Genomic DNA, 24,080 nt, shown 5'->3' on the forward strand with positions numbered 1-24,080 from the left:
ACGCAGGCCCCCCGGAACCGTCTGGCTCGCCGCGGGCGCGCATGCGGTCTGCGCGTCTTGTGCTTCTGGCCATGGATGCTAGCAGGCTGCCGATACCCGGCACCCGGCCCTCCCGGCGACTCGCGGGCCGAATCAGGCCTCGGCGAATTCCGCCGGATCCCAGTCCTTGCGGAAAAACTCCAGCAACTCGCTCATCAGCCCCACACGGTCGCCGGAAATGGCGGATTCGAGCGTGTTGGCCAGGCTCTTGCGGCGCCCGGTTGCGACCTGGGTCTTCACCACGCCGTTGCGGCTCAGGTGTCCGCTGAACCAGACGTCGTCATCGAACCAGGCGCGCGCGGGCGCGCCGCGCAGGTCCAGCAAGGCCTCCGCATCCAGCAGGTCGGCGCGCAGGCAGTAGCCGCCGGCGCCCTGCATGACGGCCACGCGGCGGCTCCCGCTCCTGAGCGCGCGGTCGCCGCGGCAGTCCTGCGCGCGCAGGCTGCGCGGCAGCAGCAGGCCGTTGGCGCAGAAGCACTCGCGGCCGCTGCCGCCGGCCTCGGCATCGACCAGCTGGCCCAGCAGGGCGCGGTGGTAGTACATGTCGTCGTCCACCACGACGATGCGCTGGCGCGTGCCGCGCAGGCGCTCCAGCGTGGGAATCAGCTTGGTCGCCGGCCCCAGGTCGCGCGCGACCCGCTGCACCTGGACCACCCGCAAGCCCTCCAGGAAGGCGGGAACCGGCTGCTGGCCGAACAGGTCCAGGCCGATGTTGACGTGGATTTCCCGCGGGGCCAGGTCCTGGAGCAGCAGGCTGACCAGCGTGGGCCGCAGCCCGGCGATGCGCCCCGGCGTGGTCGACAGCGTGACCAGCGGGCTGTCGTCGCCGCGGCGCGCGGCGGCGCGCGCGTCCAGGCGCCGCAGGTCGCGCAGTTCGAGCAGGCGCGAGCGCAGCATCTTGGTGAATTGCATGGTTCGTGCGCGGGCAGGAGCTTGCGGGGCGGCCAGGCTCAGGCGGCCTGGTCGCGGGTCTCGGGCATCATCAGCATGGCGCCGATGGCCACCACGCTGGCCGCCGTGGCGTACCAGGCCGGCGCGATCGGGTTGCCCGTGGCGTGGATCAGCCAGGTGACGATGAACTGGGTGGTGCCGCCGAAGATCGACACGCCGATCGCATAGGCCACGCCCAGGCCGACGGCGCGGTGCCTTCGCTCGAACACCTCGGGCACGGCCACCAGCGTGGCCGCTCCCGTGATGGCGTTGATCGCCGCCAGCACCGAGGTGACCGCCACCAGGGTCCACGCTCCCGGCGACGCGTCCAGCAGCATGAAGGCCGGCACCGTGGCCAGGGCGGAGATCACGCGCGGCCACAGCATCGCCGGCTTGCGCCCGAAGCGGTCGCAGAGCAGCCCGCCCAGCACCGAGAACACCAGCGTGAACAGGCCCAGCGCCACGGTCGCGGCCATGGCCGCGGTGGGGGGCATCCCGAGCGTGGCGATGGCATAGGTGGTCATGTAGCTGCCGACATAGGCCGACACGGTGCCGCCGAGGATCACGCCCACGGCGATCAGCACGTAGCGCACCGGCGCGCGCCGGGCACGCGGCGACGGTTCCGCGGCGCGGGCGTGCAGGGTCTCGGGCATGGAGCGGCGCAGGTACAGCGCCAGCGGCACCACCAGCAGGCCCAGCAGGAAGGCCGCGCGCCAGCCCCAGGCCAGCATGGCCTCGTGCCCGAGCAGGCGGCCGAACAGCACGCCCATGAGGCCGGCGACCAGGATGCCGGCCCCCTGGCTGGCGAACTGCCAACTGGCGTACAGGCCGCGCCTGTCGCGCGGCGCCGCCTCGATCAGGAAGGCGCTGGACGGGCCGATCTCGCCGCCCAGCGCGAAGCCCTGCACCAGGCGCGCCAGCACCACGATGACCGGCGCGGCCACGCCGATGCTGGCATACGAGGGCGTCAGCGCCACGCCCAGCGTGCCCAGGGTCATCAGCGCCAGGGTCAGGATCAGGCTGGCGCGGCGCCCGACGCGGTCGCCCATCAGCCCGAACACCACGCCGCCCACGGGGCGCGCGAAAAAGCCGAAGCCGAACACCGCCAGCGACAGCAGCAGGCTCATGTAGCTGCTGTGCACCGGGAAGAAGGTCTTGCCGATGTACACCGCGAAAAAGGCGTAGCTGAGAAAGTCGTAGAACTCCAGCGCGTTGCCCGCCACGGCCGCGGCCACCACGCGGCGCGGCGCGGCCGCCAGCAGGCCCGCGGCCTGCGCGCCCCGGGCGGCTTCCGGATCGGTTTTCGGGATGGTCGAATGCATGGTGTCGTCTCCTCCGTGGAAGCTTGCCGTGGCGGCGCGGATCGAAGGCCTCCGGCGTGCGCGATCGGGCTGCGAGCGGGCCCGGCCTCAGGCGGTCCGCAGGCCCTGCACGGCCTGCAGCAACGCCACCCGCGTCTGGCCCAGCACCATGCCCCGCCATGCCTGGCTGTCGCAGCAGAAGGCATCGAGCGTGCGCTGCCCGATCTGCTCGCGCAGCGCCTGGGGCGCCTCGGGGTGGCGCCGCAGCCAGGCCTGGGCGCGCAGGCAGCCCAGCACCTCCTCCTGCTCGACGGTGCCGAACTCCAGGCCCATCAGCGCCAGGCGGGCTCCCGGGCATTCGTCGCAGGCGGCGGTGACCACCGGGCCGGACACGTCGGCCGAGACCGAGTCTCCCGCGAAGGGCGCGAACAGGTCGGCGCCCCACCAGGCCCGGGCCATCGCGTGGTCCTGCTCCAGCGGGCGGCCGGCGTAGATCTTCTCGCCATGGCCCCAGGGGCCCAGCCCGGTGTGGATGTCCACCCAGCCCAGGTGCGTGGCCGCGCCGGCGTGGCGGCGCAGCATCGCGCGCAGGCTGCGATTGCTCCAGGTCGGTCCGGTGCCGCCGTAGAACACGCCGTCCGGCGAACCGTACTGGCCCGCCGTGACGGCCTTGCGGTAGGCCGGCATGCCGTGGCTCTCGATCCACTGTTGCAGGGCCTGCCGCTCGGCCGGGCCCGGCGGCCACTGCGCCGGAATCAGCAGCGGCTCCAGCTCCGCGTACACGGGATTGGAGGGCAGCGGACGGCTGAAGTCGATGTGGTTGCGGTTGAGGTCGACGTTGTCCTCGTTGGTGCGCTGCAGATGCGAGAAGCCGTAGGGGTTGACCCCGTGCACCAGCAGCAGCGCCACCTCGGCGCGCTGCGCGCGCTCCAGCAGCTCCGTGTCCTCCAGCAGCGCGAGCTGCGCCGCCGACCCGGCGAAACCCTCCGGCCCGTGGGTGCCGGAGCTCACCACCAGCACCTTGCGCGAGCCGCGGCCGCCGATCACCGCGGTGTCGATCGCCAGTTCCTCGCCGCGCGCTCCGCGCAGCCCGGGCAGCACGGCCGAGTCCAGCAGGGCGCCGCGCGCCGCGGCCGCCTCCAGGAAGCGCTCGCGCGCCTGCTCGTAGTGAAGGGAGAAATTGCGCGAAACGGAGGTGTCGGGCGATGGCATGCCCCCTAGCTTAAGTCAGGCGCACGCGCGGCGCGCGAACCTGGAACCCCTCAAGACCATTCAGCAATAATGGGATCCAGGCAGGCGGACGGCCCGCCGGCCGGACAACGCGAATGGGGAGCGATGGTGCTGCTGCGATGGTTCGACGCCGCTCAGGCGAGTGCGTTCGGCGAGGAACTCGCCCGGTATTGCGATTCCGAACTGCGCGCCATCGCGGCGGCCAGCCCCGGCAAGCGCGAGGACAAGCGCCGCAAGCTGCTCGCCAGGGTGTTGCAACGCGCGCGCGATTTCGCGGCCGCCCATCCGCTCAACACCTACAAGAAGGCCAAGTTGAGCAACCGCCTGAAGTGGACCCTGAAGGACCTGGGGCACGAGGACGATTTCGTCGACCTGCTGGTCAAGGAAATCGTGCTGGCCCTGGCCCGCTGAAGCCCCGGGAGCCGCCATGCTGCGTTCGATTCGCCGACTGCTGGGCCAGGCGCCGCGACACGAGACCCCCGACGCGCCGAATGCCGCCGCCGAGACCGCGCCGGCAGCGGCCGCCGATGGGCGCGACGAGGCCCGGCTCGCCGAGGCCGCGAACCATGCCACGCGCGGCAACCGCTGCGTGGCCGAGGGGCGGCTGCAGGAAGCTGTGGCCTGCTACGAACAGGCGCTGGCGCTGGACCCGCGCCACGTCGTCGCCTGCTCCAACCTGGGTTTCGCGCTGAAGCAACTGGGGCGCCTGGACGAAGCGGCGTCCTGGCTGGACAAGGCCGTGGAACTGGACCCGGGGCGCGAGGAGCCCTATCTGTTCCTGGGCCAGATCGCCGAGCTGCGCGGCGACGCCGCCACGGCCGTGCGCCGCCTGCGCGAGGCGCTGCGGCGCAAGCCGGACTTCGCCTTCGCCTGGCAGGAGCTGTGCCGGCTGCAGTTCCAGGCCGGCGACGCGGCACAGGCGCTGCAATCGGCCCGCAACGGCCTGCACGCCGCGCCGGAATCGGCCATGCTGAACTTCTACCTGGGCAACCTGCTGTTCGAGCAGCGCGACTACCGCGGCGCGGCGGCGGCCTACCGGCGCGCGCTGCAGGCCGCGCCGGATTTCGCGCAGGCCCACGTGAACCTGGGGCGCACGCTGCTCAAGCTCCACGAGGCGCAGGAAGCTGCCGACGCGTTGAAGCGCGCGACCGAAATCGACTCCGAGCTCGCAGAGGCTCAATTCCATCTAGGACACGCTCTTCAGCTTCTGGCGCGTTTCGAGGAGGCTGCCGCAGCGTTCGAAATTGCGCTGAAATCTCGTCCCGATGATGCGGAGAGCTGGTATGCGCTGGGCGAGTTGGCCGTGCATCGGCACTGGTTCGAGCGCGCCAGGGAGTGCTTTGACCGCGCGTATGCCTTGGATGGAGACAGCACGCGCCGCCTCATGGTCACGGGAAATCTGCTCCAGCGGCAGGGACGCATCAACGACGCCGAGGCCGCTTATCGCGAAGCTCTGGCAATACAGCCGAACTTCTTCGACGCCTACAACAATCTAGGAGCGTTGCTTGAGTTGGATCGGCCACGCGAAGCCGAAGCCGCATACCGCGAGGCGCTACGTTTGGAGCCCACCAACCCGACAAGCCGCTGGAATTTGAGCGTGTTACTGCTGCGCCTGGGGCGTCTGCGGGAAGCATGGCCGTTTCACGAAGCCCGCTATGACCCTGCGCTTCCGAGACCACTGACCTACGTTCCCGCGCTGTCATTTCCGGTGTGGCGCGGCGAATCCCTGGCTGGGCGATCAGTGATCGTAGTGGGCGAGCAGGGATTCGGCGATCAGATCCAGCTTGCGCGCTACGCACAAGTTCTCAAGGAACGGGGTGCGGCGCTTGTTTCGCTGCAATGCAGGACTGCATTGAAGAACCTTCTGGCCTCGGCACCGGGCGTCGACGCGGTATTCGGCGATGAGGAGGTCTTCCCGACACACGATTACTGGGTACTGGCGTTCAGCCTGCCGGGATTGCTCGGCACCACGCTGGATACGATTCCTGCGCAACTCCCCTACCTGGCTGCCGACCCGTTGCGCATCGCGGCCTGGGCGCCCCGGCTTCCGGTTGCCCGCCGCCGCGTCGGCCTGGTCTGGAAAGGCGCCGCCGGCCACGGCAACGACCTGAACCGTTCGCTGCCGGGCCTGCAGGTGCTGGCGCCGCTGTGGTCCTGCCCCGACACGGCCTTCGTCAGCCTGCAAAAGGGCCAGGGCGAGGACGAGGCCGCGCGCGCCGGGGACGCGCAGCCCATCACCGATCTGGCGCCGGGGGTTTCCGATTTCGGCGACACCGCGGCCATCCTCGCGCAACTGGACCTGCTGATCTGCGTGGACACCTCCGCCGCGCACGTCGCGGGCGCGCTGGGCCGGCCCTGCTGGGTGCTGCTGCCCGCGGTGGGCTGCGACTGGCGCTGGATGCTGGAGCGCGAGGACTCGCCCTGGTATCCCGGGGTGATGCGCCTGTTCCGCCAGGCCCCGGGCGAGCCCTGGGACGCGGTGGTCGGGCGCGTCGCCCAGGCCCTGCGGGCCTGGAGCGCCGCGCAAGCCTGAGGCGCCTCAGGCGCCCTGCACCTCCACCTGCACGTCCACGTTGTTGCGCGTGGCGTGCGAATAGGGGCAGACCTTCTCGTGCGCCTCCATGGCCAGGGCCTGGAGTTCCTGCTGGGGCAGCGAGCGGTCCTCCACGTGCAGTTTCACCGCCAGTCCGAAGCCCCCCTCGGCGCGCGGGCCGATGGACACCGAACAGGTCACGGTGGCGCCGGAGGCGTTCTTCTTGTGCTGCTTGGCCACGAAGTCCAGCGCGCCGCCGAAGCAGGCGGCGTAGCCGGCCGCGAACAGGTCTTCCGGAGTGGTCGTGGCCGGACGCCCCGGTCCGCCCATGGCCTTGGGCACGGACAGGTCCACGCTGACCTGACCGTCCTGCGAACGGGTGTGTCCGTTGCGTCCGCCGGTGGCGGTGGCGCTGGTGGTGTACACGACCTGGATGCTGTCCATGGCTGGGATCTCCTGGGGGGTGATGGAACACGGTTTCGCCGGCGCGGCTCCGCGAGCCACGGACGCAACCCCAGCCGCAGTCTAGGGCGGTCCGGCGCAATTTTCAGGAGGCGGGCTCTCAAGGAATCGCAGGGCCGCCCCAAGATTCCTTGACCCCCACGGGGGGCGGGCCGGGCATGGCCCGGCCCTGGGGGCCCCCAGAAGGCCGCGGTGGATGCTCCGCCATACTGTGGATATGATCAGTCCCGCGGTGCCGCAGCCGCAGCCTTCCCGCATGGACTCCGCCCCCGCCCAGACCCCGCCCCGGCGCATCGCCCATCTCGACATGGACGCCTTCTTCGCGTCGGTCGAATTGCTGCGCTATCCCGAGTTGCGCGGCCTGCCGGTGGTGGTGGGAGGACGCCACCGCTGGCAGCCGCAACGCCTGGCCGACGGGTCCTGGCGCTTCGCCCGCCTGCGCGACTACAGCGGGCGCGGCGTGGTCACCACCTCCACCTACGAGGCGCGCGCGCTCGGCGTGTTCTCCGCCATGGGCATGATGAAGGCGGCCCGGCTGGCCCCCGACGCGATCCTGCTGCCGGCCCGCTTCGAGGCCTACCGCGAGTATTCCCGGCGCTTCAAGGCCGCGGTGGCGGCCATCGCGCCGCGCATCGAGGACCGCGGCATCGACGAGATCTACATCGACCTGAGCGGGCATGCGCAAAGCGATACCGAGACGCTGGCCCGCGACATCCAGGCCGCCGTTCGCGAGGCCACCGGCCTGAGCTGCTCCATCGGCGTGAGCCCGAACAAGCTGCTGTCCAAGATCGCCTCCGAACTGCGCAAGCCCGGCGGCGTCACGGTGCTGCACATGCACGAGCTGGCCGAGCGCATCTGGCCCCTGCCGGCGGCGCGGGTCAACGGAATCGGGCCCAAGGCGGCCGAACGCCTGCGCGGGCTGGGCATCGTCACCGTCGGCGAACTCGCCGCCGCGCCGCCCGAACGGCTGCAGGAGCACTTCGGCCGCGGCTACGCGGCCTGGCTGCACGCGGTCGCGCACGGCCGCGACGACCGCCCGGTGCAGACCCATTCGGAGCCCAAGTCGGTGAGCCGGGAGACCACCTTCGAGCACGATCTGCATCCGCGGCGCGACCGTGCCGAGCTGTCGCGCCTGTTCACCGAGCTGTGCTCCCAGCTGGCCGAGGACCTGCGGCGCAAGGGCTGCGCGGCGCGCACCATCGGCATCAAACTGCGCTTCGAGGACTTCCGCACGGTCACGCGCGACCTGTCGCTGCCGCGGCCGGTGGCCGACGCGCGCGCCATCCGCGACGCGGCCGGGCAGTGCCTGCGCCGCGTCGAACTCGACCGCAGGCTGCGCCTGCTGGGCGTGCGCGCGGCCGCGCTGCAGGACGCCGCCGGGCTCGGCAGCGACCCGGCGTCGATGCAGCTGAGCCTGCTGGACCCGTAGGGGCCCCGGGTCGGCCGGGCCCGCCGCGCCTCAGGATGCGCGCGACGGGGACACCATCTGCCATGGCGGCACGGCGCGCGGGCCGGTGGCCTCCAGCCGGGCGACCGACGCGGGTGCCAGTTGCCACCAGCGCGCGCGGTCGCCCTTGTGCAGCTTGGCCTGGTACATCGCCGCATCGGCCTGGCGCAGCAGGCCCTCGGGGTCCTGCGCATCCAGCGGGAACAGGGCCAGGCCCATGGACATGCCCACGCTGGCGCGGCATCCCGGCGCCAGCTCGAAGGGCTGTTCGACCGCCGCGTGCAGGCGGCCCAGCACGTCGCTCAGCTGGGCCAGCACCTGGGCGGAGTCGATCTGTTCGATGACCACGACGAACTCGTCGCCGCCCAGGCGCGCCAGCACGTCGAACTTGCGGATCGCGCCGCGCAGGCGCTGCCCGATCTCGCGCAGCAGCACGTCGCCCACATCGTGGCCCCAGGTGTCATTGACCGGCTTGAAATCGTCCAGGTCGAGCATGCCCACCGCCAGCACGGTGCCGTCGCGCCGCGCCGCCGCCAGTGCCTGCGGAAGGTACTGGTTGAGCGCGAAGCGGTTGGGCAGGCCGGTCAGCAGGTCATGGCGCGCGCGGTGCGATTCCTCCAGTTGCAGGTCGTTGAGCCGGCGCTTGGTGTCCAGCTCGTCCAGCCCGTGGCCCAGCAGTTCGGCCACGCGCTGGCACAGCTCCGTGGTCGCGTCGTCGAAGGCCTCGGGCTGCGGGGACACGAACACCAGCACCGCCCAGATGGAGGCGCCGCGGAACACCGGCGCGGCCAGCGCAGCGCGCCATTCGTGGCGCCGCATCGACCCGCGCCACGGCGCCAGGCTGGCATCGCCCAGCAGGTCGTTGCAGCAGACGTTGCGATGGCTGTTCCACACCCGGATCACCAGCGGGGACTTGTCGGCGTCGTGCAGGCTGATGCGCAGCGCGTCGAGCTGATCGGCCCCGCTGCCGGCGCGCGCGATCACCTCGATGCGCCCGGCCTCGTCCGGGCGCGCCATCCACGCGGCGTGGAACTGCGTGCCCTCGGTGAGGGTCTGGCAAGTGCGCAGCAGCATGTCGGGCACGCTGCGCGCCTGCAACAGCACGTCGACCTCGCGCATCAGCGCGCGGTACAGGCTTTGCAGTTGCTCCATGCGCCGGCGCTGCTCCAGGCCCTGCAAGGCGCGCTGCACCGCCAGGCCCGCGTTGACCAGCACGTCCGCGGTGGCCGCATCGAGGGCCTCGGCTTCGTCCAGGCACAAGACCAGCACCAGGCTGCCCCCCGCGCGCCCGGGTCCGTCGCCGCGCAGCGGCAACGCGGCCACCGACGCGCCGGGCAGGCCCGCGCCGCCTCCGGCCGGCGTCCGTGCAGGATCCCGCGGCGCCTCCAGGCCGCAGAAGCAGGGCTGGGCCGCATCGCAGGCCCGCAGCGCCTGCTCACGCCCGGGCAGGGTCCGCGAGCCCTCGCGCGCCGCGAAGCTGGCCAGCACGGTCAGATCCCGGGAAACCGCGGGGCCGCCCCAAGCGTTCTCGAGCCCCTGGGCGGGCGCGCCGGACGCGGCCCGGCCCTGGGGGCGGTCTTCCACGGGCTCGCTCGCACGGGCGATCCAGGCCTGGCTCAGGCCGCCGCGCTGCACCGCCACCCGGCACACGGTGTGGAGGTAGTTCTCCAGGTCCTCGGCCTGCGCGCCGAGCTGGCCCAGTTCCGCGAGCAGGGCGTTCAGGCGCGCCAGACGGTGCGCGCGCAGCGATTGGTGCTCGCGCAATTGCAATTCCTGCTGGGCCCGCAGGCGCCAGGCCTGGCCGCGCGCGAAGCGCTGCTGCGCCCCGCGCACCGCCAGCACCACGAACAACAGGTAACCCGCGGCCAGCACGGCCGCCCCGTGCGCGGCCGGGGCATCGATCAGGCTCAGCCAGAGCACCAGGGGCAACAGCGCGCCGGCCGCGAAACCCAGGGCGGCGACGGCATCGAAGGCCAGCGCCAGCGCGACGCCTCCGGCCACGCAGGCGACGACGAAGGCGGCCAGGCCCGCCGCCAGCCCCGCGCGCGGCGCGATCCACCACGGCGCGAGTCCCCACAGCAGGCCGTTGAGTGCGGCGGCCACGCGCAGCAGGCGGTGCATGCGCGCGGGCCGCCAGGGCCGCGACGCGCGCCGGGACAGCAGCAGCGCCGGGGATTGCGAGGCCAGCACCAGCAGCGCCCAGGCCGTCACCGCCAGCTCGCCCGCCGCGGGAGCGAACAACCATGCGCAGGCCGCGCAGGCGGCCGCCTGCGCGAGGGCCACCAGGCCCAGCGAGGCCCGCAGACGGGCCTCCTGCTCCGCGCCAAGCGGCATGCCCGGAGACGGGGACGGCGTCGCGGCCTGCGATGAATGCTCGTGCTGCACCTTGTTGCGGCCCTGGTCGGTTGCTGGGAACTACGCTTCGAAGTCCTGCGGACGGGCCGACCCCGAAGTCGCGCCCTCGTCTGCGTGAGAGGGATTTTGCGTCCTCGGCGCGGCCATGGCATCGGGCGCGGCTCGCAAAACCGCAATGGGCCCGGGTTTTCGTGACATTGTTCACGCATGCGTGGCGGCGATGCATCCGACAATGGCCTGCCGTTCGCGCCTGGACCCTCCCCGGGGTGGAGCTCATGCCTGCGTGCGGCCGGATCCTGCGGGCCGATGCCTCCGCAGACCTCGCCCGACGCCCCGACCCGCGATGAAACCGCAGACCGCGCAGCAAGCCCCGCCTCGGCGCACGCCGGCGGCCGCCGAAGCGGCCTGGCAGCCCGCGGACGAGGCGGCCGAGCCCGACGCCGCCTGGCTCGACCAGGCCGCCGCACTGGCCGCGCAGGCCCTGGACGTGAGGGCCGCCCTGTCGCGCCTGCGCGACGACGACCAGGAATGGCTGCAGGGGCTGCACGGGGACGCCGAAACCTGCCGGGCCTTGCTGCGAGCCGCGCAGGGCCTGCCCGCGCCGCGCGTCGAGGGGCTCGACGCGGCCAGCGCGCCCGGCGCCGAAGCCGGCCCCTGCTCGCCGCAGCCGCCGCGGCTCGGTCTGTGCGAGCTCGAGACCCTGTGCGATGCGCAGGGCCGCGAACTCGCCGCGCTGTGGATCGGAGACCCCGAGGCGCGTTCGCCCAGCCCGCGCCAGCGCGAACTGCTGCGCGGCATCGCGCGCCAGGCCCTGGATCTGCTGCAGGCCCGGCGTGCCGCGCAGCACCTGAGCCGCGAGCGGCGGCGCCTGCAGCGCCGCGCGGATTTCACCGCGGTACTGGCCCGCTCCAACCAGCTGATCGCGCAGGCGGCCGACGAACAGCTCATGCTGCAGGACATCTGCGACATGACCGTATCCGACGGAGGCCTGCGCCTGGCCTGGGTGGGGCGCCCCGACGACGAGGGTGAGCTGCGCTACCTGGCCACCGCCGGCGAGCGCGACTACCTGGAGGGACTGCGCCTGTCCATCCGCCCCGAGCGCCCCGAGGGGCGTGGCGCGGCGGGGCGCGCCTGGCGCGAGCAGCGCGCGTATTTCCTGGCTTCCTTCGCGCGCTCGCCGATGCTCGAGCCCTGGCGCGAGCGCGCCGCGCGCTGCGGCATGCGCGCCACGGCCACGCTGCCCATCCGCCGCGGCGGGGGTATGTGGGGGGTGTTCACGGTCATGCACGGCGACGAGGACGCCTTCGACGAGCAGTTGCAGACCCTGCTCACCGAACTGGCGCACAACATCTCGCGCGGCCTCGATCGCCTGGACGCCGCGCGCCGCGAACGGGAACTGACCGGCCTGCAGCATGCGCTGCTGGACCATACGCTGGCCGGCATCGTGGTCGTGCGGGGGCGTTTCATCGTCAGCGCCAACCGGCGCTTCGCCCACATGCTGGGTTACGACGACGCCGAGCAACTGGTCGGGCGCTCCACGCGCATGGTCTACGCCTCGCAGGCCGAGTACCTGCGCGTGGGCAACCTGTATCCGGGCCTGCGCCAGCACGGCAGCGCGCTGGCCATGGACGTTCGCGTGCTGCGCCGCGACGGCGAGGAACTGCTGTGCGACGTCTCCGCGGGCCTGACCCGCGACGACGAGGCCACCTCGGTGTGGACCTTCCAGGACGTCACCGAACGCGCCCGGCTGCAGCAGCGCCTGCGCCACGAGGCGCTGCACGACCTGCTGACCGACCTGCCCAACCGGCGCGCGCTGGAGCAATACCTGCCGCAGGCGCTGGCGCGCGCACGGCGCAACGGCCGCGTGGTCGCGGTGGGCATGCTCGACCTGGACGATTTCAAGCCGGTCAACGACAGTTTCGGCCACGACGCCGGCGACCGCCTGCTGCAGGAGGTCGCGCAGCGCCTGCGTTCGCTGCTGCGCGAATGCGATTTCCTGGCGCGCCTGGGAGGCGACGAATTCGTCGTGGTCGTCGAGGAACTCGAGGCGCGGCACCTGGCGCGCCAGCTCAGCCGGCTGCTGCGCCGCCTGCACGCCGCGGTGGAGCGCCCCTTCGGCCTCGGCGCGACGGTGCAGGCCAGCGTGGGCATGACCATGGGCCTGGCCGCCTTTCCCGGCGACGGCGCCGACGGCGACACCCTGCTGCGCCAGGCCGACGCCGCGCTGTACCAGGTGAAGGCGCGCAAGCAGCAGCGCCGGCGCTGGTGGCAGCTCGGCGTGCGCCAGGCGGCCGAGCCGGGCGAGAACTCCGCCTTCGACCCCTACGGCCCGGAGGCCGCCCAGCTGCTGGGCCAGGTGCGCGCGCTGCTGGCCGAGGCCAGCGAGCGCTTCGCGCAGGCCTTCTACGACGACGCGGGGCGGGACGGGCAGACGCGGGCCATCCTCGAGTCCCTGCAGCCCCGCGAGCTGCAGGGACTGCGCGCGCGCCACGCCGAGCATCTGCGCTTCGTGCTGGACGCGGCGACGCCGCGCGAGGCCGTGCTGCGCCAGGCGCGGCGCCTGGGCGAGGTCCACGCGCTGGTGGGAGTCAGCGCCGAGCACATGATCCGCCCGCAGGGTCTGTACCGCCGCCTGGCCGGCGAGGCCCTGGGGGACTCCGGGCTGCCGGCGCGCGCGCGCTTCCAGCTGCTGCGCCTGATCGAGGAGCGCCTGGAGGACGACCTGCAGGCCCAGATGGGCGCGCTGGCCGAGGTCGCCTCGGCCTATTTCTCGGCGCTGACCCCGGAGGCGCTGCCGGCGCGCGCGCTGTGGCGCGACGCGGTGCACGAGCTCATCGCCCCCATCGGCCGCCTGCCGGGCCTGCTGGCCTGCCACGTGATGCGCCCGGACACCCAGGGCGTGTTCCAGCGCGAGGCCGGCAGCGGCCCGCGCTCGGCGGCCATCGTCGAGTGGCTGGGGCGCGCACGCTTCAACGCCTGCCTGGAGAACACCGGCTCCGACGACAGCGGGCTGCTGGTGCAGGCCTGGCACAGCGCGCGCATCCACCACTGCGACTCCTATGCCTCGGACCCCCGCGTGCGGCACTGGAGCGGCATGGCCGACGAACTCGGCGTGCGCAGCGCGCTGGCCATTCCGGTGCCCGGCGAGCTGGGGCAGCCGGTGTTCGTGCTCGGCCTCTTCGGCGCCTGGCCGAACCAGTTCTCCAGCCCGGGCATGCAGCAGTTCGCGCGCACGCTGCAGCAGCATGCGGCGCGGGTGTGGCAATCCTGCCGGCGCGCGAGTTCCTGCGAACCCCTGGCCCAGGCGCAGGCGCAGGTGTGCCGCGAGCGCCTGTTCTCCGGCGGCCTGGAGATGTTCGTGCAGCCGGTGGTGGACCTGGTCGACGGGTCCTGTCGCCGCGTGGAAGCCCTGGCGCGCCTGCGCCTGGCCGACGGCACGCTGCTGGCGCCCTCGCGCTTCCTGCCCATCCTGGGCGATACCGAGCTCGACCGGCTGCTGCGCCTGGGACTCGACCAGGTCTGCCAGCAACTGCGCGCCTGGGATGCGCAGGGCCTGGGCATGGAGGCCGCGCTGAACCTGCCTCCGTCCACGCTGCTGGACCCCGAATGCACGCGCTGGGTGGAGCAGGCGCTGCGGCGCCACGGCATCGCGCCGCAGCGCCTGACCCTGGAACTGCTGGAGAACCAGGACGTGGACATGCGCACCCAGAGCGCCGCGCTGCATGGGCTCAAGGCCCTGGGCGTGCGCCTGGCGATGGACGACCTCGGCTCCGGCTACAGCAGCCTGCAGCGCCTGTCCATGCTGCCCTTCGACAGCATCAAGCTGGACCAGGGCCTGACCCTGGAACTGCGCCGCGCGCCGCTGCAGACCCTGGGCCTGATGCGGGCGATCATCCAGCTGGGCCACGACCTGCAGCGCCAGATCGTGGTGGAGGGGGCGGAGGACGACGGCGTGCTGGAGGCCGTGCTGGCGCTGGGCGCGACGCGCGCCCAGGGCTACGGCCTGGCCCGCCCCATGCCCGCGGCCGAGTTCCCGCGCTGGCTGGCCGGCTTCCGCCTGGGGGTCGACGCCACCCGGGTGAGCACCTGGCTGGGCGCGCTGGCGGCGCACTGGGTGGGCCTTCGCATGCCGCGGCGCGAGGTCTCGGCGGCGCTGCAGCGCTTCCTGGCGCGCTCGGCGCCGCCCGAGGTGCGCACCTGGCATGCGCAGGCCCGCGGCCACGGCGTCACCGCCGAGCTGGCCCGCGAACGCCTGACCGACTGGCTGGTGGGACGGGTGCGCGCGGAGCAGGCCCCGGCGGCGGCGCGGGAGTGAGAAGCCAGGGCGCGCCGAGGCCACGCCAGACTGTTCGAAGCTTGATACCGATTTAATGGGTCCGGCAGAAGAATAGCCTGCAACATCCTGGTTGCGGGGAAGCATGAGCGCAGGTCCCTTTCCATTCATCGCCGAGCACGGCGGACGCTTCGCGGCGGCCCGGCTGCTGGCCGCCCTGACGCGCAGGGACCGCGGAGCGCGCGACGCGCTCACCGGGCTGGCCACCCGCGTCGCCCTCGAGCGCCGCGTGGCCGAGCTCGCGGCCTCCCCGGCCGCGGGCGAGCGCCTGGCGGTGCTGGTGCTGGACGTGTACCGTTTCGGCAGCATCAACGAGGCCTGGGGCTGGAAGGCCGGCGACGCGGTGCTGGTCGAACTGGCGCGGCGCCTGCGCGGGCTCGGCGGCAGCGAGATGCTGGCGCGGGTGGGGGCGGACTCCATCGGGGTGCTGCTGCGCGGCAGCGCCGCCGACGACTGGCGCGGCGTGGTCGAGCGCATGATCAAGAGCCTGCGCGAGCCTTTCGCGGTCGCCGCGGCCAGCTCGCGCAAGCTGTCCGCCTCGGTGGGCTGCGCCTTGTTCCCGCAGGACGCCACCAGCGCCTCACGCCTGCTCGGGCTGGCCGAAGCGGCCGTTTTCAGCCAGGCCGAGCGCGACCTGCAGCAGCGCAGCGAGGACCTCGACCCCTACGGCGAGCAAAGCGCCGACACCATGGCCTGGCTGCAGCGCTTCCTGGGGCCGCAGCAGCCGCGCCTGAACCAGGAATTCCTCGAAGGCCTCGGACTGTGCGAAGCCCCCCCCGAGGGCGGCGCCAGCGGGCTGCCGGCGCGCGAGGCCGTGCGCCTGCTGCCCGAGCTGGACGGCTACGTGCCCCTGCTGCTGGCGCCGGGACTGCGCCAGGCCCGGCACCGCGAACACGCCGAGGCCCTGGGGCGCCTGCTGGCGGCCCTGGGCCTGCCCGCGCAGGTGGGGGTGGGGGCGATGGGCCGGCTGTACCAGGCCGTGGCGGGGCTGGCGCACCGCATCCCCGCGCGCCTGAGCGAGCGCGCGCTGCTGCTGGGCACGCTGCTGCGGCGCATGGAGGCCGACATCGGCTTCCAGCACCAGGGCGCGGAGGCGCTGCGCCACGAACTGATCGAGCGCCTGCGCCAGCTAGCCGCGGGCATGCAGGCGGCGCGCCGGCGCAGCGACCTGCTGGACATGGTGGTGGAGGCGCTGCAGCACCTGCCCTACCTGGCCTGCTGCGCCATCTACACGCAGGACGCGCGCGGCGGCTTCGTGCTGGAGGCGCAAAGCCCGGGCCACGAAGCCTGGGGCGGCGGGAGCACGCCGTCGGCGCACGACCCCGACACCGCGCAGGCCCGCGGCGGCGCGCTGGCGCGCTGCTGGCTGCGCGCGGGCATCGAGCTCGGCCCGGACATCGCGCGCGCGGCGCGCCAGGGCCAGGACTGGGCCGGGCAACTGCTGCGCCAGGGGGTGCGCAGCTCGGTGGCGGTGCCGGTGCTCGACGCCGCCGGCAACATGCTGGTGGTGCTGCAGCTGTACGGACGCCTGCCCGGGCAGTTCTCCACCCAGCTGATGCGCCATGCGCTGGACTCGCTGAGCGCCTCGCTGGCCGCGGAGCTGGCGCGCGTGGGCGAGGGCATCGCGCTGCCGGCGGTGGCCGCCGACGAGCGTGCGCTGTGGCGCCAGCGCCTGTTCGGCGGCGGGCTGCGCATGTTCATGCAGCCCATCGTCGACCTGCGGGAGCAGCGCTGCACCCGGGTGGAGGCGCTGGCGCGGCTGCAGCTCGACGAGCGCTCGCTGCTCACGCCCGGGCGCTTCCTGCCGGTGCTGGGCCAGCACGAGCTCGACCGGCTGTTCCTCGACGGCCTGCACCAGTCGCTGCAGGCGCTGGCCGACTGGGAGCGCCAGGGCCTGAAACTGGACCTTTCGCTCAACCTGCCTCCGTCCACGCTGCGCCACGCCGATTGCGCGGACTGGGTGCGTTCGGCACTGGAGCGCCGCGGCATCGACCCGCGCCGGCTCAGCCTGGAGATCCTGGAGGACCGCGACGTGGCCACGCAGGCCACCATGCGCGACACCACCGACCGCCTGCGCGCGCTGGGCGTGCGCCTGGCGCTGGACGACCTGGGCGCCGGCTACAGCAGCCTGCTGCGGCTCAACAGCCTTCCCATCGACATGGTCAAGGTGGACCAGGGCCTGGTGCACGGCATCGTCGCCAACAACCCGCGCGCGGTGCCGCTGGTCACCGGGCTGGTCGACCTGGCCCGGCGCCTCGACCTGAGCGTGACCATCGAGGGCCTGGAGACGCAGATCCTGCTGGAATACGCGCAGTACCTGCAGGCCGACTTCGGCCAGGGCATGGCGATCTCGCCGCCGCTGGAGCCGCGGCGCCTGCCGGGGTGGCTGCGCGCCTGGCGCATGCCGGCGCTGTCGGGCATCGCGCCCTTCGCCTCGATGTTCGGCCCCGACGCGCGCGCCACCGGCCGCCTGTTGTGATGTCACCGCATTGTCATGAACCTGTACGAAGATGGGCGACAAAGTTCCCTTTGCCGCCATGGCCGCCATCGCCCTGCCCTTGCCCCCAGTAGACGCCGAGGCGGATCTGCTTTCGGCCTTTCATGAGATCCTGGATCGGAAAGGGGTCCACACGGTGTTCCAGCCGGTGCTGGACTTGCGCAACCGAAGCTTCCACGGCTTCGAGGCGCTGATCCGCGGCCCCGCCGGAAGCCCGCTGGAACGCCCCGACCGCCTGTTCGACTGCGCGCGGCGCAGCGGGCGCGTGGCCGAATTCGATCGCCTGTGCGTGCAGACCGGCATCGAGGCCTTCGCCGCCGCCGCGCTGCCCGGGCACCTGTTCCTGAACGTCACCGAGGCGCTGTTCGACTCGGGCTGGTTCGCGCTGGAACCCACGCTGCGCTGGCTGCAGGAGCGGGGGCTGCCGCCGTCGCGCCTGGTGCTCGAGCTGCTGGAGTCGGATTCGCTGGCCGAGGACACCCAGGCCTTCACCGCGGCGCGCTTCCTGCGCGACCTGGGCTACGGCCTGGCGCTGGACGACCTGGGCCAGGGCTTCGGGCGCTTCGCGCTGTGGAAACGCCTGCGTCCGCGCTACCTGAAGGTGGACCGCAGCTACACCGCCGACCTGGCCTCCGACCCCTTCAAGGCCGCCTTCGTGCGCTCCATGCTGCTGCTGGCCGAGGCCAGCCAGTCGGTGGTGGTGGCCGAGGGCGTGGAGTCCGAGCGCGACCTGCTGACCCTGCGCGAGATCGGCGTGAGCATGGCCCAGGGCTACTTCATCGCGCGCCCGCAGAGCAGCCCCGCCACCGAGCCCGGCGCGCACACCCGCGAGGTGCTGGGCAACCCGCAGCCGGCGCTGCACGCGCTGGCCAGCCGCGGCAGCATCGAGCAATCGGTGCTGGGGCTGGCGCGGCCCATCACCCCGGTGCAGCCGCAGGTCAAGCTGGACCACGTGCTGCGCATGCTGGAGCAGGACCCGGACCTGACCTCGGTGCCCATCGTCGACGGCCTGGGCCAGGCGCTGGGCATCATCAACCGCTACGTGGTCGCCGACCGGCTGTTCCGCCCGCATGTGCGCGACCTGTTCGGCAACAAGCCCTGCACCCTGGTGATGAGCAGCGACGTGCTGCGCCTGGACGCCAAGAGCAGCCTGCAGCAGGCCAGCAGCCTGATCGCCGACTCCAGCTACCGCCACGCCACCGAGGGCGTGCTGGTCACCGACGGCGGGCAGTACCGCGGGCTGCTGCTGGTGGGCGACCTGCTGCGCCTGGTGACCGAGTTCCAGGTGCAGGCGGCTCGCTACGCCAACCCGCTGACCCTGCTGCCGGGCAACGTGCCGATCAACGACTGCATCGACCGCTGGCTGCACGAGGAGCGCCTGTTCGCGGCGGCCTACGCCGACATCGACAATTTCAAGCCCTTCAACGACAAGTTCGGCTACCGCATGGGCGACGAGATCATCCTCATGCTGGCCGACCTGCTGCGCACCCACCTGCCCCCGGGAGAGCAGTTCCTGGCGCATATCGGGGGCGACGATTTCGTCGTGCTGTCCGGCTCGCGGGACTGGGAGGCGCAGTTGCAGGCGGTGCTGCGGGCCTTCGAGGCCGGCGTGGCGCAGTTCTTCGAGCCCGCGGTGCTGGAACAGAAGGGCTACTGGTCGGAGAACCGGCGCGGCGACGCGATGTTCTTTCCCGTGCCCACGCTGTCCATCGGGGCCTTCGTGGTCAACCCCGGCCACTTCGACTCCCACCGCGAGGTGGCCAACGTGCTGGCCGAACTCAAGCGCGCGGCCAAGCGCCTGCCCGGAAACGCCCTGTTCGTGGACCGGCGGCGCTACGGCTGAAGCGCAGGCGCCATCACGAGTTGCAGGACTCGGGCCGGTAGACGGGCAGCACGGTGCCCTGGCTGCAGTTCCACAGCAAGGCCCCGGCCGTGGAGTACACGGAAAGGATCAGCGTGCTCCCCGAGATCTTGCTGCTGGCCCTGTTCCCGTAGGTCACCGTGATCTTGCCGTTGGCCAGGTTCACGTCCTTGACGTAGCTGCCCTGGATCGACCCCGACAGCGCGAGGCCGGCGGACTGGTTGCTCGCGGGAAACTTTCCGTAGGTGGTGTAGTAGTCCCACAAGGCCGGCTTGAAACCGTCGGTCAGGGAAATGCCCTCGGCCACCTGCGCGCGAATGGTGTAGTTCTGGTAGGCCGGGATGGCGATGGCGGCCAGGATGCCGATGATCGCCACCACGATCATCAGTTCGATCAGGGTGAAGCCGCGGGACTTGTTGTTCATGGCGAACTCCGGGACACGAACGTCGAGATTGGCCGTGCCTAGAAAAAACCCGCCTTGCGGCGGGTTCTGAAGAATCACACTCTGGAGATGATTAGGTGCAGGAGGACGGCAGGTACACCGTCGAAATGGCCTTCGTACCACCGGATACGCAGGTCCAGGTGATCGACCCGGCCGTGGTCTTCGCCGACAGCAGGAGGGTGGCGCCGCTGATCTTGGCGTTGGCTTTGTTGCCGTAAGTGATGGTGATCACGCCTTTCGTCGTGCCGATGTCCACGCTCGAGACATAATTACCGGTGATCGAACCAGCACTCGCCAGACCAGCGGAACCATTCGCCGTCGGGTAGAGGCCTCGGTCCGTGTAGAACTCGGCGATGCCGGTCTTCGCCGCATCGGCCAGCGACAGGCCTTCAGTCACTTGCGCGCGGATGGTGTAGTTCTGGTAGGCGGGGATCGCGATCGCGGCCAGGATGCCGATGATCGCCACGACGATCATCAGTTCGATCAGCGTGAAGCCTTGTTGCAATTGCTTTTTCATATGCGGATCCTTGGTTGTTGAAACTTGCCGGGCCTGCGGCTGGCCTCGCGTGCATCACCGGTGTACGAAACCGGCCGCTGCCGGGTCGACGTCAACCCCTGCCGGGGCGATGTACAGGAAGCAAGCGGCGTGCCAGGCCCGATCCAGGCCCCTGGACGGGATTTCGGAGCCATTTCGAAGCCTTTGCGGAGGATGTCCAGGCCCCCGAGCGGCCAGCGCCGGCACCGTGTCCAGGCTGCGGGCTGGCCACGGGCGGCCGTGTCAGGGCAAAATAGCTGGACACGGCGCCCGCGGCGGCGCCAGGGGGAGGGAGCTTGGACATCAATGCATGCAGCCGGCGCATGGCCTCGGTGGTGCTGGGCAGGAGCGAGCGCACGGTGCGGCGCTGGTGCGACGAGGGCACGCTGCGCCTGGTGGGCAGCGACGCCGCCGGGCGCGCGCTGGTGGCGCTGGAACAGGTGCTGGACATGCTCGACGGCCTGGGAGCGCTGGCCCCCTGCGGCGGCGAGGCGCAGTTGCCGCGCGGCGAATGGATGCGCCTGGTGCTGGACGCCGACGCCGGCGACGCCGACGCGCTGGCCGGCCTGGGCACCCAGCTGCTGCACGAAGGCCGCGCCGCCGGCGCCGTGAGCCTGCTGCAGGAGGCCGCGCAACTGCAGCACGCCGACGCCATGCACTGGCTGTGCCACTGCCACCTGCGCGGCCTGGGCGTGGCGCGCGACCCCGACCTGGCGCTGATGTGGCTGCACCGCGCGGCCGCGCAGGGCCACGTGCTGGCGCGTGCGCAGGCGCGCGCGCTGCGCCGGCTGTCGCTGCGCGCGCCCGGCGCGGCGCCGGATCAGCGTAGCGCGTACATCGGGCCGTAGCCCAGCGGGCTGTTCATGCCCTGGATCACGTAGGCCACGCCGCGGCCGTAGAAAAAGGGCAGGCCCAGGTCCACCGGGCTGCTGCTGGACGCCACCTGCGCGGCAAGGTCGTTGAAGGCCGTGTCGTGCGCGAAATCCATGCTCGAGTAGTCGCCCACGTACATCTGGGCGTTCAGCGAGCCCGGGGGTGTCACGAGCGACGAGGTGCTCAGGGTGATCGGCAGGTTCAGCAGCGAGGCCGGCGTGTAGTTGCCGCTGGAATCGGCGGGCACGCCGTTGAGCCAGGCGAAGTTGAAGTTCGATCCGCTGTCCAGGAAGGAGCCCGGATAGGACAGGCCCTGCACCGTCACCGTGATGTTGCCGCCGCTGTCGGCCTTCAGCGCCGTGTAGCCGGTCACCGCGTTGTCCGCCTGCGTGCCCACGCCCAGGCTGAGCACCCCGTAGGTGGTGCCGGCGCCCCCGGTGGGGATCGCCGGCATCTGCAGCACCACGCCGTTGGTGTCGCTGCTGTTCAGGTAGGGGACCGGGTTGGACACCTGCGCGCTGTCCGGCGGCGGCGTCGTGAGTTCGGTACAGCTGCCGCCGCCGCAGGCGTAGTAGGGCTGCCCGTCGGCGACGAACTGCCCCACGCCGAGCAGGCCGTTGCCCCCCAGGGCCTGCAGGGTGCCGATGTCGGAACCCGCGTTGGTGCAGCCGCTGGGGGCGGCCGGCAGCGTGGTGGCGCCGATGACCTGGATGGGCAGCGCGCTCGTGCCCTGGCCGCCCAGTTGCAGGCTCGCGTGGCTCACCCCGCCCCAGATGTAGCCGCTCAGGAAACGCGCGCACTCGGCCAGTTGGGTCCCGCCGGAGGCCGTGTCCGGGGGCAGGCTCAGCCCGCCCAGCGCCGACTCCAGCACGCGCAGTCCGTAGGAGCCGGTGTCCAGCACCACGTGGTCCACCACGACGCAGCGGCCCCCGGCATCGCACACGGTGACCGTGACGTAGGGAATGTTCACGGTGGGCACCGAACCGGCCAGGGCCGGATTCTGCTCGATGCTCACCAGCATCTGGTTGGCCCCCACCGCCGGCACCACCGGGGCCGTGCCGGAACTGCCCCCTCCCCCGCCGCAGCCGTCCAGCAGCCCGAGCAAGCCGACGCCCAGCGCCGCGCCGGCCGCGCGCAGCGCACGGCCCCAGCCGCGGCGGCTCATGGCTGCACCCCCAGCGAGGCCAGGTCCACGCCGGGCGGCAGCAGCGCGGGGACGTAGGCCGAACCGGCATAGTCGCGCATGTGCCCCCAGGCGTGGGCCACCAGTTGCGCGCCGCGCAGGCGCACCGGGGCCCGGTAGGCGCCGGGCGCGCGGGCGTCGCGTGCCGCGGCGTAGCTGGGGAAGTAGCTGCCGTAGAGCCGCTGCAGGTCGGGCAGCGTGGGGCCCGACCAGCTCAGCGCGAACACCACGCCGTCGGCGCCCGCGTATTCCTGCACGGTGACGCCCGAGGCCGTGAGCACGGTGGCGTGGCTCAGCCCGGGCGCGGCCCCGGCGCGCAGGCTGTGCGCCGATACGGTGACGCTGCCGTCGGCCCCGGCGCCGGCCAACGGCGCACCCAGGGCGGCCAGCGCCGGCGCGGCGCCGGCGGCCAGCAGCGCGCACGCGCCCGCGCCCAGGCGGGCGAAAGATTTCCAGCTCGATGTCATGGTGTGTTTCCGGGGCGCATCCTGCGCCGATCGCGAAACACTATAGCCGCGGCTGCGCGGCGTTCAGGCGCGTGCGAACTCGATCAGGCCCTGCGGGAGCAGATACAGCACGCGCGCGCGCCCTCCGCGCACCGTGGGCCGGTGCGCGCTGCCGGGGCCGTAGACCACCCAGGGCGTGGCGTGGCCGTCGAAGCTCGCCTCGGGGTCCAGGGGCATGAGCAGGTCGATCTCCCCCAGCGGATGCACATGCTGCGGACCTGCAATGTCTTGCATGTCGACCAGGTCCACCGAAAAGCCCTGCAGGGCCTCTTCGGGCTTGAACAGCCTGCCGTAGCGAATGCCCCCGGCCTCGCGCTGGCACATCAGGCCTTCGGCCACGCCCTGGTCGCAGGCCGCGCGAATGCGCTGCATCAGCGGACTGTCAGCGGGGAATTCATGGTTGAGCCGCGCCTGCAGCGCCTCGTCCAGGGCTTGGCTGGCAATGGCCGCGGTCAATTCGGCCACGGCTTGATGCAGATCGGACAAGCAGGACATCGCGCGGGTTCCGTGGTTGTGGGACGGGTCGATATGCAGTATTGTGCTTGCCGTCAATCTAAAATTCCGCCCGCTCGATGTCAAGCACTATATTGCATGATTCTCCGGTTTCCGAGGCCGGCGCGACCGCGCCGGACGAGGGAGCGCGCGCGCTGCGCGCTGGCGCGCCGGGGCGCAACCCCTTCCTGGTCGCGCTTGGCGAGCGGGTGCGCGCGCTGCGCGCGCGCCGCGGGCTGACGCGCAAGGCCGTGGCGCAGGCCTCGGAGGTCTCCGAGCGCCACCTGGCGAACCTGGAGAGCGGCGTGGGCAATGCCTCGGTGCTGGTGCTGCTGCAGGTGGCGCAGGCGCTGCAGTGCTCGCTGGCCGAGTTGCTGGGCGACGTCACCGCATCCTCGCCCGAGTGGGTGCTGATCCGCGAACTGCTGGAGCACCGCGACGAAGCCACGCTGCAGCGTGTGCGCGCGGCCATCGGCGAGATGCTGGGCACCGGCGGCGACAACGCGGCGCGCAGTTCGCGCATCGCGCTGGTGGGCCTGCGCGGCGCCGGCAAGTCCACGCTGGGGCGCATGCTCGCCGAGGACCTGGGTTTCGCCTTCGTCGAACTCAGCCGGGAGATCGAGCAGTTCGCCGGCTGCAGCGTGGCGGAGATCCAGTCGCTGTACGGCATGAACGCCTACCGGCGCTACGAGCGCCGCGCGCTGGAAGAGACCGTCCAGCTGTACACCGAGGCGGTGATCGCCACGCCGGGCGGGCTGGTCTCCGAACCCGCCACCTTCAATCTGCTGCTCGCGCACTGCACGACCATCTGGCTGCGCGCCACGCCGCAGGACCACATGCAGCGCGTGATCAACCAGGGCGACCTGCGCCCGATGGCCGCCAGCGCCGAGGCCATGGGGGACCTGCGTACCATCCTGGCCGGACGCGAGCCCTTCTACGCCAAGGCCGAGTTCTCGCTCGACACCAGCGCCCAGGCGCTGCAGCCGACCTTCGTCGCGCTGCGCGCGCTGGCGCGCGAAGCCCTGCACCTGGCCTGAGTCCGCACGCCGCCCCCCCTTTCC

At 72.2% G+C, this 24,080-nt stretch carries 18 protein-coding genes; 8 read left to right on the top strand and 10 right to left on the bottom strand.

Features of this window, described 5'->3' with window-relative positions:
- Positions 1–132 precede the first annotated feature (132 nt).
- The 3 genes from D466_RS22770 to D466_RS0109385 all read right to left on the bottom strand — a co-directional run bounded on the left by D466_RS22770 (position 133) and on the right by D466_RS0109385 (position 3,482).
- The gene (locus tag D466_RS22770; protein WP_018913459.1) at positions 133–951 is read right to left on the bottom strand and encodes a hypothetical protein; all 819 of its coding nucleotides are present in this window, start codon (positions 949–951) and stop codon (positions 133–135) included.
- Positions 952–989: 38 nt separating this feature from the next.
- The gene (locus D466_RS0109380; RefSeq protein ID WP_018913460.1) at positions 990–2,291 is read right to left on the bottom strand and encodes an MFS transporter; all 1,302 of its coding nucleotides are present in this window, start codon (positions 2,289–2,291) and stop codon (positions 990–992) included.
- Between the two features lie 87 nt (positions 2,292–2,378).
- Complete coding sequence (locus D466_RS0109385; RefSeq protein WP_018913461.1) at positions 2,379–3,482, bottom strand: M14 family metallopeptidase; 1,104 nt, start codon at positions 3,480–3,482, stop codon at positions 2,379–2,381.
- A gap of 123 nt (positions 3,483–3,605) precedes the next feature.
- On the opposite strand from D466_RS0109385, the gene D466_RS0109390 reads away from it, so the two are divergent.
- Both D466_RS0109390 and D466_RS21270 read left to right on the top strand, forming a co-directional pair.
- The gene (locus tag D466_RS0109390; protein ID WP_018913462.1) at positions 3,606–3,911 is read left to right on the top strand and encodes a hypothetical protein; all 306 of its coding nucleotides are present in this window, start codon (positions 3,606–3,608) and stop codon (positions 3,909–3,911) included.
- Positions 3,912–3,927: 16 nt separating this feature from the next.
- Positions 3,928–6,033, top strand: coding sequence for a tetratricopeptide repeat protein (locus D466_RS21270; protein WP_018913463.1), 2,106 nt, complete (start codon positions 3,928–3,930; stop codon positions 6,031–6,033).
- A 6-nt stretch (positions 6,034–6,039) separates the two neighbouring features.
- Here D466_RS21270 and D466_RS0109400 read toward each other — a convergent pair whose 3' ends face one another.
- Positions 6,040–6,477 carry an organic hydroperoxide resistance protein gene (locus D466_RS0109400; protein ID WP_018913464.1) on the bottom strand — a complete coding sequence of 146 codons (438 nt, stop codon included), beginning with the start codon at positions 6,475–6,477 and terminating at the stop codon, positions 6,040–6,042.
- Between the two features lie 274 nt (positions 6,478–6,751).
- Here D466_RS0109400 and dinB point away from each other — a divergent pair, with 274 nt between their 5' ends.
- On the top strand, positions 6,752–7,924 hold the full coding sequence (gene dinB / locus D466_RS0109405) for a DNA polymerase IV (RefSeq protein ID WP_038165875.1): 1,173 nt from the start codon (positions 6,752–6,754) through the stop codon (positions 7,922–7,924).
- A 30-nt stretch (positions 7,925–7,954) separates the two neighbouring features.
- Here dinB and D466_RS22775 read toward each other — a convergent pair whose 3' ends face one another.
- A complete protein-coding gene (locus D466_RS22775) occupies positions 7,955–10,276 on the bottom strand; it encodes a diguanylate cyclase domain-containing protein (RefSeq protein ID WP_018913466.1) in 2,322 nt (773 codons plus the stop codon).
- 364 nt (positions 10,277–10,640) lie between these two features.
- Here D466_RS22775 and D466_RS21280 point away from each other — a divergent pair, with 364 nt between their 5' ends.
- The 3 genes from D466_RS21280 (at position 10,641) to D466_RS0109425 (ending at position 18,970) form a co-directional block, all read left to right on the top strand.
- Entirely contained in the window at positions 10,641–14,612 is a 3,972-nt protein-coding gene (locus D466_RS21280; protein WP_018913467.1) for an EAL domain-containing protein, read from the top strand.
- A 103-nt stretch (positions 14,613–14,715) separates the two neighbouring features.
- Positions 14,716–17,109 carry an EAL domain-containing protein gene (locus D466_RS0109420; RefSeq protein ID WP_018913468.1) on the top strand — a complete coding sequence of 798 codons (2,394 nt, stop codon included), beginning with the start codon at positions 14,716–14,718 and terminating at the stop codon, positions 17,107–17,109.
- Between the two features lie 31 nt (positions 17,110–17,140).
- Positions 17,141–18,970: a bifunctional diguanylate cyclase/phosphodiesterase gene (locus tag D466_RS0109425; RefSeq protein WP_018913469.1), complete on the top strand. Its 1,830-nt coding sequence runs from the start codon at positions 17,141–17,143 to the stop codon at positions 18,968–18,970.
- A 13-nt stretch (positions 18,971–18,983) separates the two neighbouring features.
- On the opposite strand, the gene D466_RS0109430 is transcribed toward D466_RS0109425, so the two are convergent.
- Together D466_RS0109430 and D466_RS0109435 are read right to left on the bottom strand one after the other, a co-directional pair.
- Positions 18,984–19,412 carry a pilin gene (locus D466_RS0109430; protein ID WP_018913470.1) on the bottom strand — a complete coding sequence of 143 codons (429 nt, stop codon included), beginning with the start codon at positions 19,410–19,412 and terminating at the stop codon, positions 18,984–18,986.
- A 91-nt stretch (positions 19,413–19,503) separates the two neighbouring features.
- Positions 19,504–19,947 carry a pilin gene (locus tag D466_RS0109435; protein ID WP_018913471.1) on the bottom strand — a complete coding sequence of 148 codons (444 nt, stop codon included), beginning with the start codon at positions 19,945–19,947 and terminating at the stop codon, positions 19,504–19,506.
- Between the two features lie 314 nt (positions 19,948–20,261).
- On the opposite strand from D466_RS0109435, the gene D466_RS22780 reads away from it, so the two are divergent.
- Positions 20,262–20,813 (top strand): SEL1-like repeat protein, encoded by a 552-nt coding sequence (locus D466_RS22780; protein ID WP_231385686.1) that lies wholly within the window; start codon positions 20,262–20,264, stop codon positions 20,811–20,813.
- Here the strand turns inward: D466_RS22780 and D466_RS0109445 are convergent.
- The 3 genes from D466_RS0109445 to D466_RS0109455 form a co-directional block, all read right to left on the bottom strand.
- A complete protein-coding gene (locus D466_RS0109445; protein WP_018913473.1) occupies positions 20,786–22,003 on the bottom strand; it encodes a DUF3443 family protein in 1,218 nt (405 codons plus the stop codon). The two genes, D466_RS22780 and D466_RS0109445, sit on opposite strands and share 28 nt — an antisense overlap.
- A complete protein-coding gene (locus D466_RS0109450; protein WP_018913474.1) occupies positions 22,000–22,488 on the bottom strand; it encodes a DUF2844 domain-containing protein in 489 nt (162 codons plus the stop codon). Before D466_RS0109450 ends, D466_RS0109445 begins: the two co-directional genes overlap by 4 nt.
- A 63-nt stretch (positions 22,489–22,551) precedes the next feature.
- Complete coding sequence (locus D466_RS0109455; RefSeq protein WP_018913475.1) at positions 22,552–23,022, bottom strand: DUF4863 family protein; 471 nt, start codon at positions 23,020–23,022, stop codon at positions 22,552–22,554.
- Between the two features lie 77 nt (positions 23,023–23,099).
- Here D466_RS0109455 and D466_RS0109460 point away from each other — a divergent pair, with 77 nt between their 5' ends.
- On the top strand, positions 23,100–24,056 hold the full coding sequence (locus D466_RS0109460) for a helix-turn-helix transcriptional regulator (protein ID WP_026285087.1): 957 nt from the start codon (positions 23,100–23,102) through the stop codon (positions 24,054–24,056).
- Positions 24,057–24,080: the final 24 nt, after the last annotated feature.

This window comes from Thiomonas sp. FB-6 (assembly GCF_000377645.1).
Classification (GTDB): Bacteria; Pseudomonadota; Gammaproteobacteria; order Burkholderiales; family Burkholderiaceae_C; genus Thiomonas_A.